The sequence below is a fragment of the Nocardiopsis deserti genome, assembly GCF_008638355.1.
In the GTDB taxonomy this organism is placed as follows: domain Bacteria; phylum Actinomycetota; class Actinomycetes; order Streptosporangiales; family Streptosporangiaceae; genus Nocardiopsis; species Nocardiopsis alborubida.
The window spans coordinates 245,329-261,887 of sequence record NZ_VWVS01000015.1 but is presented as its reverse complement, the minus strand read 5'-3'; the positions used below and the strand labels follow the sequence as shown (position 1 = coordinate 261,887).

At 73.7% G+C, this 16,559-nt stretch carries 5 protein-coding genes; 1 reads left to right on the top strand and 4 read right to left on the bottom strand.

Annotated elements, in window-relative coordinates; genetic code table 11:
- The first annotated feature begins 80 nt into the window (after positions 1-80).
- Positions 81-1,301, top strand: coding sequence for a cytochrome P450 (locus FYW99_RS21105; protein WP_223839327.1), 1,221 nt, complete (start codon positions 81-83; stop codon positions 1,299-1,301).
- Here FYW99_RS21105 and FYW99_RS21100 read toward each other — a convergent pair.
- Genes FYW99_RS21100 through FYW99_RS21085 form a run of 4 tightly spaced genes read right to left on the bottom strand, consistent with a single transcriptional unit; the run spans position 1,291 to position 16,395 of the window.
- Positions 1,291-3,249 (bottom strand): Gfo/Idh/MocA family oxidoreductase, encoded by a 1,959-nt coding sequence (locus FYW99_RS21100; protein WP_150253758.1) that lies wholly within the window; start codon positions 3,247-3,249, stop codon positions 1,291-1,293. The genes FYW99_RS21105 and FYW99_RS21100 overlap by 11 nt on opposite strands.
- Complete coding sequence (locus FYW99_RS21095; protein WP_150253757.1) at positions 3,246-4,391, bottom strand: NAD-dependent epimerase/dehydratase family protein; 1,146 nt, start codon at positions 4,389-4,391, stop codon at positions 3,246-3,248. The genes FYW99_RS21100 and FYW99_RS21095 overlap by 4 nt, the downstream gene beginning before the upstream one ends.
- Positions 4,388-9,859: a non-ribosomal peptide synthetase gene (locus FYW99_RS21090; protein ID WP_150253756.1), complete on the bottom strand. Its 5,472-nt coding sequence runs from the start codon at positions 9,857-9,859 to the stop codon at positions 4,388-4,390. The genes FYW99_RS21095 and FYW99_RS21090 overlap by 4 nt, the downstream gene beginning before the upstream one ends.
- Positions 9,856-16,395, bottom strand: coding sequence for a non-ribosomal peptide synthetase (locus FYW99_RS21085; RefSeq protein ID WP_223839323.1), 6,540 nt, complete (start codon positions 16,393-16,395; stop codon positions 9,856-9,858). The genes FYW99_RS21090 and FYW99_RS21085 overlap by 4 nt, the downstream gene beginning before the upstream one ends.
- Between the last annotated feature and the right edge of the window lie 164 nt (positions 16,396-16,559).

Here is a 16,559-nt window from a genome sequence, read left to right as displayed (position 1 = left end):
CAGTGAAGATCAGCCGACTTCTCCGTTTCCCCGATTTTTCTTGTCGTTTTTGAACCCTGCACAGAAGGGCTGGTGTGCGTATGACCGACGCCGACCGCGCGAGGCTTCCGGGTTTTCCCATGCCGCGCGAGTGCCCGTTCTCGGCGCCGAGCGCCTATGCCGACCTGCGCGGCCGGGGCCCCGTGTCGCAGGTGCGCCTGCCCACCGGCCGCACGGCCTGGGTGGTCACCGGCTACCAGGAGGTCCGCGCGGTACTCGCCGACCCCCGCGTGAGCGCGGACATCCGGCGCCCCGGTTTCCCCGCGCTGGTGGAGGGCGAGCAGGAGGCCGGCACGAAGACGACGCCGTTCATCCGGATGGACCCGCCCGAGCACTCGCGGTTCCGCCGGATGCTGCTGGCCGAGATGACGGTGCGCAAGGCCCGCCGGATGCGCCGTGATATCCAGCGGATCGTCGATGACCGAATCGACGAATTGCTGGCCTACGGACCGCCGGCCGATCTGGTGACCCATTTCGCCCACGTGGTCTCCAGTACCGTCATGTGCGAACTGATCGGGTTGCGTCGCGGCGACCAGCTGTTTCGGCGCGTCACCGAGACCCTGGGCTCCCAGGTCTTCGGTGGAGGCGGCAGCACCGCCGAGGGCGCCAGCGAAGGCATCGGAGCCCTGGGCGCCGTGGTGGAGGACGCCGTGCGCGCGAAGGAGAGCGACCCCGGCGAGGACCTGCTGAGCCGACTGGTCCACGAGCGGTTGCGTTCGGGCGAGCTGACCCGGCAGGAACTGGTGACCACGATCAGCATCCTGATCGTCGCGGGATGGGAGACCACCACCAACCAGATCGCGCTGAGCGTGCTCGCACTGCTGCAACGGCCCGACCTGCTCGACCGGCTGCGGCGCGACCCCGCGGTGCTCCCGCAGGCGGTCGAGGAACTCCTGCGGGCGCTCTCCGTGGGAGACTCCATCGCGCTGCGCACGGCGACCGAGGAGATCGAGGTCGGCGGGACCGTGATCCCCGCCGGCGACGGGATCATCCCGCTGCTGGCGGCGGCCGACCACGACCCCGCGGTGTTCCCCGACCCCGAGCGGATCGACTTCGACCGCACCGGCAGGACCCACGTGGCGTTCAGCTACGGGATCCACCAGTGCGTCGGCCAGAACATCGCCCGCCTCGAACTGGGTGTCGCCATCGGCACCCTGGTCGACCGGATGCCCGGGCTGCGGGCGGCCGAGCCGTTCGCGTCGGTCCGCTTCCGTCACGACGGAATCGCCTTCGGACCCGAACGGGTACTCGTCACGTGGTGACCGAACCGTCCCCCGGCGCCGTGAGCGTACCCAGGTAGGGCACGCTCGCGGCGTGGGGTGCGGGCGGCGGAGTGAGGCGCAGACCGCACTCCCGGGCGAGCTGTGCGAGCTCCAGCGTGTACCAGCGGTACTGCTCCCGGACCTCCCGGACGGGCTCGTCCCCCCGGAAGACGCGCCACTCGGTGTCGAGGAGCATCCGGTCCGGGCCGTCCGGTTCTCCGGACATCCACCACTCGTACCGCTGGTCGCCGAGTTCGGCGTGGCGCAGGAGGGTCGGGCGGATCGTCGTGGGCTCGCGCATCCCCGTCAGCTCGACCACGATCGGGGCCCCGGGCGCCAGGCGCCGGGCCAGCCCCAGCAGGAGTTCGCGTCGGAGGTCGGGTTCGAGGTGGCCCAGCACCCCGCAGACCACGACCCCGCACAGCCGTTCGGGGAGGACTCCCGGCTCCAGCAGGCTCTCCGCGGCGTGGGGCAGGACCGTCACCCTTCGCGCGAGCCCGGGGTCGTCGCCGACCCGGGCCGTGAGCAGGGCGCGCATCCCCGCAGCGGGTTCGGTGGCGATCAGCCGGGAGTCGGGGTAGGCCGCCGCGACCTGCCGGGTGACCAGTCCGCTGCCCGCACCGATGTCCACCAGGGGCCCGGCGTCCGGGTCGATCCCGGAAAGGCACGCGACGACCGCGGGGCCGGTGCGGGCGGTGTGCTCGCGCGCACCGAGGTCGAAGAACTCCGCGGCCTCGTTGTAGTCCGACAGGTCCGCCGCGTGCGGGCGGGCCGGTTCGCCGGGAAGGGGCGAGCGGGCCCCGCCGGCCCGGGGGCCGGCGGACCCCGCCGGGTCCGGGGCGCCGGGCGCCGCGAGCACGGCGGGCGCCAGGGGTTCGGGGTCGGCGGGACGGATCAGCTCCGGTGGTCCCAGACGGGCCATCAGGTCCCGCCAGACCGCGAAGACCGCGAGGTCGTGCTGGGCCGACCGGAGCGGGTCCCCGCCCGCGGCGATCGCCGCGGCGAAGCCGTCGAGGGCCTCGCCGATCGCCGCGGGCCACAGCTCCGAGAAGATGTCGGAGATCCGGGGCGGCGGGTCCCCCCGGTCCAGGACCGCCGACGCGGGCAGCCGGAGCGCCTCGGCTCCGGCCTCGGGCGTGAACACCAACCGGTGCCCGGAGTCGCGGGGGGAGTGCACCCGCGGGTGCCACAGCACCGGGCCGTGGGTATCGGCCAGGGTCAGGACCCCGCCTTCGGTGCCCACCGCCACGCGGTGCCAGAAGAGGGAGTGGTTGTCACGGTCGCCGGGGTGGAGCTGGTTGTGCACCCGCAGCGTCAGCGGGGCACCGGCGATGGCGCCGTGCAGCAGCCTCAACGGCGCCTCGCCGTTGGCGGCCGCGGTGACGTCCTCGGGCACCGGAGCCGGATCGCCCAGCCGCCAGGGACGTGTACCGCCCAGGGCGCGGGCCAGGATGTCGATCAGGGGGGCCAGGACGTGGACCGGGGCCGCCGCGTCGACGAACAGGACGCGCTGGAGCCTCCTCAGCCTGCCGGCCGCCTCGATGAAGTCGCGCACCGGGGCCACGTGGGGGTAGTGGGTGTTGACCTGGAACTGCCGGTTGGCCCGCCGCGCCGCGCGCAGGGACTCCGACAGCTCGTCGGGGTGCAGCGGGTGCTCCTGGAGCACGTGCACCCCCCTGTCGAGCAGGGTCCGCGTGAGCTCCGAACCCCTGCCGCCCATGACCGCCGCGGGAACCGCCACGAAGGCGGCGTCGATGTCGTCGGGCAGCTCCTCCGGGGCGGTGTGGCAGGGCACACCGTGCCGTGCGGCCAGTTCCCGGGAGTAACGGCTGCCCGTGGAGAGGATCCCCGCCAGGGTGAACTCCGGGTGGCGCTGGACGGCGTCGATGTAGAGGCGGCCGAAGTTCGTGCCGCAGACGACGGCGCGCAGCGGCGCCGAGGCACTCACAGCTCACCGTCCTCGACGGCGGCGTCCGCGTCCCCGGGGTCCGGCAGCGCGGAGGCGTGCTCGTGGACCGCGAACTCCGCGTCCCCGTTGGCGCTGAGCGCCGCCACCGTGGCCTGCGGGTCCATCGCCTCGGCGGCGTAGTGCAGCCCCCTGCCGACGCGGTCGGCCAGCACGTCCAGGACCGCGAGCGCCGCGACCGCCCCGGTGAGCTGGTAGCTGCTCTCGCTGTACACGACGCAGGTGCGCGCCCAGTCCTGCCCCGAGAGGCTGAACACCAGGCGGTAGTAGGGCGCGCTGCCAGCGGCGTCGACCTCGGCGGCGCGCCGGATGCGCTCGGTCACCGCGGCCCGCTCCCCGGCCGTGTCCATCGGCAGCGTCGGCAGCGCGGTGAACAGCTCGCGCACCTGCGTTCCGGGGAAGACGTTGTACCAGTCGGCCTCGGCCAGGCCCATCCGCGCGGCCAGGCGCTCCACCTCGGCGGTCAGGAGCGGGTGCAGGGCGACCCGGTGGGGGAAGTAGGGCACTTCGGCGCCGTCAGCCACCCGCAGGACCCTGTCGGCGCGGCGGCCGTGTCGCCAGGCCGCCAAGGGGCGGCCGAAGCGCTCGCCGCCCGCTCCGCCGGTGTCGAGGGAGAGCACGATGTCGGCCGCCACGCTCTCGGTCGCGTGTTCCAGCCCGCCGGCATAACCGGTCATCCTGCGCGCCGGCCCCTTCGCGGGGTCGGCTCCGGCGAGCCAGAGGGGGATGAGGCCGGCCAGGCCGGGGACGGTCCCGGCCGACAGGACGACGCAGCGGTCCGGCCCGACCGCGCCCGACTCCGTCAGGGACTCGTGGACGGGGTCGTCGCCGAGGACGTCGACGACGTCGGCTCCCGCGACCAGCCCGGCCCGGACGACGGTGTCCTTGAGCAGGTAGCTCGGTCCGGCGCAGTTGACCAACAGGGTGCAGTCCGCGCTGAACCGGGCGAGTGAGGCGGGGTCCAGGGCGTCGACCCCGACGGTCTCGCTGCCTTCGGGCCAGGGGCCCGGGGGGACGGCGGAGGGGCGCCGGGCTCCCAGGCGCAACGGGCCGACGCCGGCTCTGGCCAGGGCGGCGGCGGTGTGGCGACCGACCGCGCCCGAGGCGCCGATGAGGCCGATCATGACGTCTTCCCTTCAATGATCTCGTGCAGGTGGCCGTCCACGGTGGGGACGTTCTGACCCGTCATGCAGGTGAAGTGCTCGCCGGGAATGTCGCGGGTGCGCAGTTCACCGAGGCAGATCCGCGCCCAGTGGTCGGCGATGGTGTCGGCGCTTCCCGGGAAGGGGTAGGCGCCGTTGTGCCGCAGGAAGGTGATGTCGCCCGCGTAGGGTTCGGCCCGGTGCCGGCTCAGCGCGAAGATGCTCTGCTGGTAGGTGCGCAGCGCCCGCAGCAGGCCCTCGGGCTGGTAGGTGTCGGCGAGCTCGGGCGGCAGCGCCTCGCACATGCGCTTCACCCGGGCCATCCTGGGCAGCCCCTCCAGGGCCTCGAAGGAGGCCCCGACATCGGCGAACTCCCCGTCCAGGTCGGCGATCGCGCCGTCCAGGACGGCCTCCGGAGAACGGTCGAGCAGGGCGGAGACCGCCTCACCGACGCGGTCGGAGTCGGCGGGGAACCCGATATGGGCCTGGTCCATGCCCATCATGAGCGAGAAGGAGTACTCGGAGAGCAGCTCGTCGTCGATGCGGAAGGTCGGGCTGTGGCTGCTGATGACCGTGAGGCTCCGAACGGTGGCACCGGCCTCGGCGAGCCCCCGGGCCACCTCGGTGGCGATGACCCCGCCCACGCAGTAGCCGACGACGTCGACCCGCGTGTGCCCGGCGTCGATCAGGGCGCGCACGTACTCGGCGGCCGTGCGGTCGATGAGCCCGTTCGGGTCGGCGTTGCGGAAGTTCTCGGGCGCCGGCAGCTCCAGGCCCACCAGCCCGTGTCCTTCGGTGGAACGGGCGCGGAGCCGGGTGACCAGGGGCCGGTACGGCAGCAGGGTCCCCGTTCCGGCGTGCACGAGCACGGTCACCGGGGCGCCGGGCCGGGGCGCGATCAGCTCCACCAGCGGCGAGTTCTCGGCCTCGTCCTCCGCTTCGGGGGCGGAGAGTTCGCGCAGGTAGGCTGCCAGGCCCGCGATGGTCGGTCGGCGCAGCAGGTGGCGCAGGACGACCTCCCACTCGAGGTCCCATTCGTGCCCGGCCAACCCGTCGCGCAACCGCCCGACGATCCGGGCCACCAGCAGCGAGTCGCCGCCCAGCGCGAAGAGGTCGTCGTCGCGTCCGATGTGCTCCGTTTCGAGCAGCTCGGCCCACAGTTCCGCCAGTGCGCGCTCGAGGTCGTCGCGGGGCGTCTGGTCGCCGGACTCCTCCGCGGAGCCGGTTCCCAGCTGGAGCGACCGCTTCTCCAGCGCGCTGCGGTCCAGTTTGCCGTTCTCCGTTCTCGGCAGGGCGTCGACGATCTCCCAGTGCGAGGGCACCGAGTACTCGGGGAGCAGCTCGTGGCTGCGGCGCGTCAGTGATTCCACCGCCACCGGGGCCTGCATCGGTTTGGCCTGGACCAGATACAGGTGCTGGCCGAAGGCCCGGGCCGTTTCGGGGTCCTCGGGGAACTCCGCGGCGATCCGGCGGCCGCTGTCGCTGTCGCCGAGCAGTTCCCGCCACTGTTCGTGGCGGAGGAACGCCTGCTCCTGCTCCTGGCGGACGTCGGTGAACGGCCCCGCGTGCTCGGCCATGAACTCCGCGGAGATGCGGAGCGCGTAGTCGTCGTCATCGGTGTTGGCCAGCAGGAGCATCCACCCGCCCGGCGCCACCAGGGTGGAGAGCCGGTCCAGGGCGGCGTGCGCGTCGGGGAGGTTGTCCAGGACGCCGACGCAGACCAGCAGGTCGACGGAGTTGCGTGCCAGCCCCTGTTCGGCCGGGTCCTGCGCGGGGTCGAAGGCCGCGCAGCGCACTCGAGGGTCGTCGGAGAAGTTCCGCTCGAACGCGGAGCGGTTCTGGGCCGACCCGTCGGTCGCCAGGTAGTCGACCGGGTGGTCGGAGAGAGCGGACAGCAGGTCGGCGGCCACCCCGCCGCCGCGCAGTCCGACCTCCATGACCCGCAGCGGGTCCGGGGTGTCGCGGGCCCGGGCGATCCCGGCGGCCGCGGCGGCCAGGACCGAGCGCAGTGCCGAGGAGCCCGCGTTCTCCGCGTAGGCGGCGGTCAGCGCCTGCGGATCGGCTCCGGAGAACGGCCGGGCCGCCGCCTCCTCACGGCCGGCGATCAGGTCGGACAGGTGCTCGGCGCTGGAGCGCACCGTGGCGAACAGCTCGGTGCTCCACCCCGCCTTGCTCTCGAGCCGGGCGGCCTCGGCCCAGGCGCGGGCGGTGGCCTGCGGACCGGGCGCCCGCAGGCCGCTCAGCCTCCCCTGGGGCGTGCGCTCCAGGAGACCGGCCGTGACGAGCCCGTTCAGCCAGCGCCGTACCAGCCGGTGGTGTGCGGGGGCCGCTCCCAGAGCGTCGGACACCTCTTCCGGTGAGTGGGCGCCGCCATCGGCGAACACCGGCGCGAGCGTGTCGGCGACGGACGCCGCGGCCGCCTCGCTGAGCGCGGCGCGGAACGCGGCGAGCCCTGCGGTGTCCACCCGCCGCCCGACCTCCTGGGCGGCGTTCCGGACGGCGGGGACCAGCGTGTCGGGGATGGCGAGGGGGGTGTCCAGACGGGCGGGTTCGACGAAGGCCGTCAGGCTCTGTCCCGCGCCCGTGGGCGCGGTGCCGCGCCCGCCGGTGAGCACGACGGCGGCGGCGCCCACCTCGGGCAGCGACTCCACCGCCGCCTGGACATCGCCGAGTTCGATCCGGTAACCGCGGATCTTGACCTGCTGGTCCTCGCGTCCGAGGAACTCGATCACCCCGTCGGGCCAGTAGCGGCCCAGGTCACCGGTGCGGTAGAGGCGCTCACCGGTTTCCGGGTGCCGGATGAACCGGGCCTCGGTCCGCTCCTGGTCGCCGAAGTAGCCCTGCGCCAGGCCGACGCCTCCGATGTACAGCTCGCCGACGACCAGGTCGGGGCAGGGGCGCAGTGCCGTGTCGAGGACGTGGAACGTCTGGTTGTCCATCGGCCTGCCGTAGGGGATGCTGCGCCAGGCGGGGTCGACCCGGTCGATCGGGTGGTGGATGGACCAGATGGAGGCCTCGGTGGCCCCGCCGAGACTGTGCACCGCCATGTTCGGGGCCCAGGACCGCACGGCCTCGGGCAGGGCGGTGGGGATCCAGTCCCCCGACAGCAGCGCGACGCGCAGGGACGGCAGGGGCGGGTCGTCGGCGCGCAGGTAGTCGTGCACCATCTGGAGCTGTCCCGGTACCGAGTTCCAGAACGTGACCTGCCTGTTCCGGACGGTCTCGATCCACTCGGAGGGGTCACCGCGACGCGCGGGGTCCGGCAGCACCACGGCCGCCCCCACCGCCAGCGGGCCGAAGACGTCGTAGACGGACAGGTCGAAGCCGAGCTGGGCCAGCGCCAGGACACGGTCGTCGGCGGTCACGCCGAACCTGCGGTTGACGTCGGTGATCGTGTTCAACGCCGCGGCGTGGCTGATCATCACGCCCTTGGGCGCCCCGGTCGACCCCGAGGTGTAGATGACGTAGGCCAGGTCGTCGGGGCTGGTGTCGGGCCGCGGCGCGGGACCGGACACGGGAGGGAGGCCGTCGACGGCGACGGTCCTGCACCCCGGGGGCCACTCGCCCTCCTCGACCAACCAGGACTGGGTCAGGACCACCGAGGTACCGGCATCGGTGAGGATCGCCCTGCGGCGCTGCGGCGGCTGCGTGGTGTCCAGGGGGAGGTAGGCGGCTCCCGCGAGCAGGGTGCCCAGGACACCGGCGACCTGCTCCCATCCCTTCTCCATCGTGATCGCGACGAGGTCGCCCGCGCCGACACCGCTGGCGGCCAGCGCCCGTGCGACAGCCGTCGCGTGCGCGATCAGCTCGCCGTAGGTCAGCGAGCGGTCCCGGTCGAGGACGGCGACGCGCTCGGGGTCGCGCTCGGCGGCCGCGAGCACCCCGTCCTGCAGCAGGGCGCGCGGCACCGGAGCGGTGGTGTCGTTGACCCGCTCACGGACGGCGCGGGTGGCTTCGGGCAGCTCGACGCGGGCCGCCTCGTTCCAGGCGTCCGGGTCCTCCGCGAGGCGGGTCATGAGGGCCGTGAAGGCGGCGAAGAGGTCGGCGGCGGTGTCACCGCCCAGAACCCCTTCACGGACGTCCCAGCTCAGGGCCAGTTCATCGGCGCGTTCCATGACCTGGCAGTCGAGCCAGACCTGGGGGGTCTGGGTCTGGGCGTGGCGGATCGCGGCCGTGGGGCGGCGGGCCGCCGCGGAGCCGAGCGTGCTGGTGAACACGACCGGCATGAGCACGGTGTCGCTGTCGCTGCGACGGGTGAGGTCGGCCAGGACCTGGCTCCCGGTGTACAGGGAGTGCTCCAGGTCCTCCAGCAGGGTGTCGCGCAGGGTGGCGGCGCGTTCGGCGAACGTCTGCGCGGGCCGCAGGTCGACGGCGAGGAGCTCGACGGAGGTGAAGTCCCCCACGAGGCGGTCGACGTCGGCGTGCAGGGGCAGGCGGGTGAAGGTGGGGACGTTGAGCGTGAACCGGGGGCTGCGGCTCCAGCGGCCCAGCACCTCGGCGTAGGCGGCCATCGCTGCGGCCGAGGCGGTGACGCCCGCGCGGGCGGCGTTGGCTTCGAAGGACGCGCGCTGCTCGGCGCTCAGCACCTCCTCGAAGCGCCGGAAGGCGCCGACCTGCCCGCCGTCCGCGGGCAGCGGCAGGTCGGGGGCGGGAGGCAGGGTGGGCAGCCGTCGGGTCCAGTAGTCGCGTGCGCGGTCGTACTCACCGGTCAGGGTCTGGTTGCGGCGCGCCAGGACGTAGTCGCGGAACCCGATCTCCAGGGTCTCGCCCTCCCGGCCGTGGTACGTGTCCTCCAGCTCGGACAGGACCAGCAGCAGGCTGGCGTAGTCGACGATGAGCTGGTCGATCGACAGGTGCAGGATGAGTTCGTCGTCGCAGCGCGTCATGCGCAGCTCGAACAGCGGCGGCACGTCGGTGGGGGGAACCCTGGAGGCCAGCTCGCGACGCACCAGGTCCACACGCTCTTCGACCTCGGCGGAGGCGGCACCGCGCAGGTCGGCGGTCGGCACCGGCCTCTCGGGGATCTCCGGAAGCACCTCCTGGAAACCGTCGGGGTGGACCACCGCGCGCAGCATGCCGTGGCGGCGCACCACGGACCACCAGGAGTCCTGGAGCCGTTGCGGGTCGGTGTCGGCCGGGAAGGAGAGTTCGACGTAGACGTGACAGGCCACTCCGCCGTACCCGTAGGCGCTGCCGCGGCCGACCAGGTAGGCGGCCTGGATGTCGGTCAGCGGGAAGGGGGTGTGGGCCTGCTGGGGATCGGGGGTGATCCGGGCGGCGCTGCGGCGCGCGGTCAGGTGGGCGAGGACCTCGGCGCGGTTCTCGCGCAGCAGGGCCTTGCGCTCTTCGGTCAGCACGCCCTTGGGGGCTCGGAACCGCAGGGCACCGCCGTCCTCCCAGAGTCGAATGCCGTCCTTCTCCATTTCGGAAACGATCTGATGGGCGTTCAAAGGACTCCGCTTTCTTCGTCGTCGCGGGAGGCGAGCGCGTGGTCGACCTGTCGTGCCAGGTCGGCGAGGGTGGATGCGGTGAGGAACGAACGGACCGAGATCTCGACGCCGAACGCCTCGCCCGTGGCGGTGACCAGGCGCAGCGCGCTCAGGCTGTCGCCGCCGGCGGCGAAGAAGTCGGCGTAGCGGTGGTCGGCCCGCGTGCCCAGGATCTCGGTCCACAAAGCGGCGATCCGGATCTCGGTCTCCCCCGTGGGCGGACCCGAGGCGGCGTGCTCCTCGGCGAGGGCCGCTTCGGCCAGCGCGCCGCGGTCGACGGCGCCCGCGGCGGTCAGGGGCAGGCGGGGCAGCCGGGTGAGGCGGGCCGGCACGGCGAAGGGGGGCAGCAGGTCGGCCAGGTGCCGGGAGAGGCCGTCCGCCTCCCCGTCGTCAGCGGTCACCATGAAGGCGTGGAGCCGCCGTTCACGCCCCTCTCCCACGGTGACCACCGCCGCGTGGACGATGCCCGGGTGGGATTCGACCGCGCTCTCGACGGAACCGATGTCGACGCGGCGGCCGCTGAGCACGGCCTGCGGCTCGGGGCCGAGGAACTCGACCGTGCCGTCCGGCAGGTACCGGGCCCGGACACCCGCCGGGCGCAGGCGCCCGTCCGGGTCGGCGGGGCCGCCGATCCAGAGGTCGCCGATCACCTGGTCGGGGCATTCCCGGCCCACGGAGTCCAGGACGCGCAACCGGTGGCCCGGCAGAGGCGTCCCGGAGGGCGCGGAGCGGTCCGCGCCGCCGTCGAACTCGACGGCGCTCGCCCAGCCGGAGACACCGTGGCCGCCGTACAGCGCCACGAGCCCGCCTCCACCGCCGGTGGCCCCGCGCAGGCGCTCGGGCAGGCCGGTGCTCACCCGGTCGCCCGAGACGAGCGCCAGGCGAAGGCCGCGCAGCGGCGCCCCCTCCTCGGTCGAGGCCGCCGCGATCAACTCGTCGAGCAGCGTCGGCGGGCCGTTCCACACCGTCGCGCCGTGCTCGGCGGCCAGCGCGACCGCGGTGTGCGGGTCGCCCGCCCCCTCGGTTCCGGGGCACACGAGTGCGCCACCGACGCCGAGCGGGCCGAACACGGTGAACGCGCCCACTCCGGCCGCCGGGGGGTCGACCGCGAGCACCCGGTCCCGCGCGTCGACGCCGAACCTCTCACGCACCGCCGCGATCGTCGCCACCGCCGACCGGTGCTCGACGAACTCGACGGCGGGGTCCTCCCCGTCCTGACCGGCTCCGACGGTGACGTAGGCCGGTGCTGCGGGATCGGCGGCGATCGCGCCCCGCAGGGGTTCGGCGGCAGCCAGATCCCCGATGTCGGCCTGGTCCGGTCCGTCCGCGCGCCCGGGACCGACGATCACGGTACGGGCCCCGGCCGCCCGCTGGTCGGACTCGCGCCGGGAGCGGGGCGCACCCGGGTCGGTCAGCAGGTAGGCCGCGCCGACGGAGAGCACTCCCAGGATCCCGACGACCTGGTCGGCTCCGGAGGGCAGGGCGACGGCGACGACGTCGCCGGGGCCCACGCCCCGCTCCGCCAGGCCACCCGCGACCCGGGCCGCCCGCGCGGCGAGCCCGCCGTAGGTGAGGGGTTCGTGCTCCGGCGCTCCGAGTACGGCGGGAAGGTCCGGCCGGTCCTGCGCCCGGCGCAGGACCTCGCCGTGGAGGGTGCCCTCCGAGGCAGCGGGGACGGCGCCCCGGGCGGGGAGCCGCACGTCCGCCTGGGCGCGCGGCAGCACCGGCGGGGCGACCGTGTCCCAGTCGTTCTCGGCCAGCCAGGCCAGCATCGCGTTGTAGGCGTCGAACATGGCGTCGAGCACGCCGGGACGGAACAGCTCCTCGATGGCGTCCCAGGTGACCATGACACCGCCGTGGGCCTCGGTGACCTGGTTGTCCAGAAGCACCTGCGGGGTCTGGGAGATGCCCCACACCTTCTCGGGGAAACCGTCGGAGAGGTCCTTGACGGTGCGGTCGCCCACTCCGACGGAGCTGCTGAAGACCACGGGCATGGCCGCGTCGACCGCGCCGGTGCGCTTGGCGAGCTCCTGGAGCAGCCAGGTCACGGAGGCCTCGCGGTTGTCGAGGTCCTCACTCATGACGCGCTGGAGGCGGTGGGCGGCCTCCGACCAGGGCTCCCCGGTGCGCGGCTCGTATCCGAGCAGGGAGACCGAGGTGAAATCGCCCATGATCAGGTCGATGCGGGGGTGGACCGGCTGTCTGTTGAACAGGGTGAGGTTGACCGCCACGTCCGGGTGGTCGCTCCACGCCGACAGGACCTCGGCGTAGCAGGTGAGCAGGACGACCGACGGTGTCAGACCGTGGGCCCGGGCCCTGTCGGTGATCGCCTCCCACGACTTCGCGTGGAAGGGGCGCTGGCGCCGGGTGAAGCGGGGGTGCTCCACGGTGGAGGGGTCGGCGACCAACGGGAGCGCGGGTGCCGGAGGCAGCGTCTGGAGCCGGCGCGTCCAGTGCTGGCGCGCGTGCTCGACCGCGTCGGGGTCGGGTTCGGAGTGCAGGACGTAGTCGCGGAAGGAGACGTCGATCGGCTCCAGCTCCGCCCCGGGGTCGCTGTAGAGCCGGTCGAGCTCCCCGTACAGGGCGATGATGGACGCGGCGTCGAGGACGATGTAGTCGAGACCGATCGCCAGGCGCGTGCGCGTCGCGCCGCCGCTGGGGTAGCGCACGGCCCGCAGCTCGAACAGGGGCCACCGGGTCAGGTCGATGCTCAGGTGGGAAGCCTCTTCGCGCAGCCCGGCCAGGGCCTCCACTGCCTCCTCCGCGGAGTCGACCTCCGTGACCGCCACCGTGACCGGCGGCGCCTGCGGCAGGATGCGTTGCCTTCCGTCCTCGTCGAAGACGGCGCGCAGCATCTCGTGCCGGTCCACCAGGGCCGCCCAGACGCGTTCGAAGCGGTCGAGGTCGAAGTCGGCGCCGTCGAACTCGCTGTAGTGGTAGGTACCCACGCCCCCGAGGGAGAGCCTGCTGTCGCGCCCGATCCAGAACGCCCTCTGGACGTCGGTCATCGGGAAGGGCTGGTGGCGGTTGGCCGGGTCGCCCTCTCCCAGGACGGCGTTGGCCGACGGCTCCTGCCGTGTGAGCGTGGCGGCGAAGTCGGCCAGCGCGGGCGAGGAGAACAGGCGCGCGACCCGCGCGCCGCCGACGCCTCGTTCCCGCAGGGCGCCGATCATCCGGGTCGCCAGCAGCGAGTCACCGCCCAGGGCGAAGAACCCGTCGTCGCGCCGGATGGCCCCGACGCCCAGGAGTTCGCCCCAGACCTCGGCCACCACGGTCTCGGCCCACCCTCGCGGGGACCGGTCCTCGACGCGGTCGCCTTCGGGTGCGCGGCCGGTCACGGCCGCCGCCAGCGCCTCGGCGCGCCGCCGGTCGAGCTTGCCGTTGGCGGTCAGGGGGAGTTCGTCCACCAGCACGGTCTGGGAGGGGACCATGTAGGAGGGGAGGTTGCGCTCCAGGACGGCGCGGAGCTCCGCCTCGGCCGCCGGCCCCGTCACCCCGGCCGCCACCAGGGCGAGCCTGCGCGGTGTGCCCGTGATGAGCGCGACCGCGGCCGTGACCGCCGGACACGAGGCGGCGGCCGCTTCGACCTCGCCCAGTTCGATGCGGTGTCCGCGTAGTTTCACCTGGTGGTCGGCACGGCCGAGGAACTCCAGGACGCCGTCGGACCGGTAGCGCGCCCGGTCTCCGGTGCGGTACCACCGGCGGCCTCGGTCGGTCACGAACTTGTCGGCGGTGCGCTCGGGGTCGCCGCGGTAGCCGGTCGCCAGTCCCGCGCCGCTGACCCACAGCTCACCCGCCACCCAGTCGGGGCGGTCGCGGCCGCGGTGGTCCACGACCCGGGCGCGCATGTTGGGCAGCGGCTGGCCCCACGGGATCGAGGCCCACGAGGGGTCGACCCGGTCGACCTCGAACACCGTGGAGTGCACGGCGGCCTCGGTCATCCCGCCCAGGGCGGTGAACCGGGCGCCCGGGACCAGTGCGCGCAGGCGCGCGGGCTGGTCGAGACCGACCCAGTCACCGCCGAGCAGCACGAACCGCAGCTGGTCGCCGAGGCCCTCGGGACGTGACTCGGCGGCGGTCAGCACCATGTCGAGCAGAGCGGGCACGCAGTTCAGGAGTGTGACCCCGTGCTCACGGATCATCGTGACCCAGTGGTGGGCGTCGCGGCGGGACTCGTCGCCGATGAGGATGACCGAACCTCCCGCGGACAGGGGGGCGAAGAGGTCGTAGACGGACATGTCGAAGTCCAGGTCCGCCAGTGCCAGGCCGCGGTCCCGCGGCCCCACGTCGAAGCGGTCGTTCAGAGCGGCGATGGTGTTCATGGCCGCCCCGTGCGCGACCTCCACGCCCTTCGGAACCCCGGTGGAACCGGAGGTGAAGATGACGTAGGCGGTCGTGTCGAGGGGCTGCCGGAGCTGCGGCGGAGCGGGTGCGAGCCGGTCCGCGTCCTCGATCCGCACGACCGGCGCCCCCTGGCGGCCCCGCGGTGGGCCGGTGAACCGGTCGGCGTGCGCGGAGTCGGTGAGCACGGCCGCGGCGGCGGCCGCGTCCAGGACGCGCGCCGTCCGCTCCGCGGGCTGTTCCACTCCGACGGGGATGTAGGCGGCGCCCGCGCCCAGGACTCCGAGCACCGCGGCGACCTGTTCCACGCCACGGGGCAGGCTGACCACCACGGCGTCGCCCGGTACCACCCCCGCCTCCGACAGCAGCGCGCTGACACGACCCGCGCGATCGGCGAGCGCGGCGTAGGTCACCGGTTCACCGGAGTCGGGGACCAGCGCGACGGCTGCGGGATTCTCGCGTGCGGAGCGGAAGAAGCCCTCGTGCAGCCGTTCGGTCACGGCGGGCGCGTCGGTGGCGTTGACCGCTTCGCGCACGCGCGCCTGGGCCTCGGGCAACGGCGGATCCGCGGGCCCGGTCCACGCCGAGGCGTCGTCGACGAGGTCGCGGTAGGCCGCGAACGCGGCTTCGGGGACGCCTGGCTCGAACGCGCGGTGCCGCACGTCCCAGTTCAGGAGCAGCCCGCCGTCGAGTTCGGTCACCTGGGCGTCCAGCCAGACCTGGGGGCCCTGGGAGATGATCCACACCGGATCGCCGAACGCGTTCCTGACCTCGGAGTCGTAGATCTCGCCCAGGCCCAGGGCGCTGGTGTAGACGACGGGGGCCAGGGCCGGCACGCCGTCGGAGGCGCGGGAGAGGTCCCGGAGCACCTCGACACCGGAGTAGGAGCCGTGGGCGGCCGCCGTGCGCAGGCGGGTCTGCACGTGGCGCGCGGACTCGGCGAAGGTCCGCTCCTCGGTGAGGTCCACGTCGAGCAGGATCGAGCTGCTGAAGTCGCCGACGAGCGATTCGGCCCCCGCCAGGTCCAGGTCGCGGTGGAACAGCGGGAGGTTCAGCAGGAATCTCGGGGAGTCGCTCCAGGCCCCGAGGGTCTCGGCGAAGGCGGCCGCCAACGCGGCGGCGGGGGTGACCCCGTGGCCGCGTGCGGCGGCGATCAGCTGCTCCTTGCGCTCGGGGTCGAGCCAGTGGTGCAGCCGGGTGGTCGGGTGGAAGCGCGGCGAGGCGGAGTCCGGGTCGAGCGGGTCCACGACGGTGGGAAGGGCCGGTGGGGCGCTCAGCGATTCCAGGTGCTCGCTCCACCAGGCGCGGTCCTCCTCGCGCTCCCTCGCCCGGGTGGTCTCGGCCGCGCTCAGGTAGGCGCGGTAGTCCAGGGGGATCTCCGGAAGGTCCGCGTCGGGGTCGGCGTAGAGCAGCTGGAGGTCGCGCAGCAGCACCCGCATGCTCGCGGCGTCGGCCGCCAGCATGTCGAGGTCGATGTGCAACCGGGTGGCGCCGCCGGGGCGGAGCGTCAGCGCGAGGTCGAAGACCTCGCCCCGCTCGACGTCCATCCGCCGGTGGGTGTAGTACTCGCGCAGCTCGGCCAGCACCTGGTCGACCCGCTCGGCCGTCTCCTCCCGCAGGTCGCGCACGGTCAGCGCGGGCTCGGGCTGGCGGTCCAGGACGCGCTGTCGGCCGTCGTCGAGCACGGTGACGCGCAGCATCCCGTGGCGGCGGCGCAGCGCCGTCACCGCGGCCTCCAGGCGTGCCGCGTCGACTCCCGAACCGTCGAGCTCGGCGTAGAAGTGCGCGCCGACCCCGCCGAGGGGCTGTCCTGGCTGGCGCCCGATCCAGTAGGCGTGCTGCATGGCGGCGAGCGGAAAGGGACCGCCGGGGTCCTCCGCCTCGGAGCCGGGCTCCCGGGCCGGACCGGTCGGCGCCAGGAGCTGCTGCCAACCGCGCAGGGTCGCCGCTTCCGCGAGTTCGTCGAAGCCGACCCCCAGTCCGGCGCGCCGCCACCGCGAGGCCAGGCGCATCAGGGCGATGGAGTCCAGGCCGAGCTCGAACAAGTCGTCATCCGGGCCGACCTCCTCCGGGGGGATGTCCACCAGCGCGGCGACCGCGGCGCGCAACTCCCCTTCCGTCGTGGGCACCGTTGGCGGATCGGCTGGCAGCGACACGCGTGATCGTCTCCTTGACTCGCAGCGGGCTTCGGGGGCCGACCTGGACCCGGTGGGGGCCGGGGGCCGATGATTCGCTTGAAAACGAAAACCGTTATCTTTTTTATCCTAAGCTGGGCACTGAGCGCGATCCCCCCAATGTGTGGCATAGAACGCAAAAGGAG

Bases quoted from the DNA above. Each gene is read 5' to 3' on its own strand.
- FYW99_RS21105 (WP_223839327.1), top strand. From the start codon at position 81: ATGACCGACGCCGACCGCGCGAGGCTTCCGGGTTTTCCCATGCCGCGC.
- FYW99_RS21095 (WP_150253757.1), bottom strand. From the start codon at position 4,391: ATGATCGGCCTCATCGGCGCCTCGGGCGCGGTCGGTCGCCACACCGCC.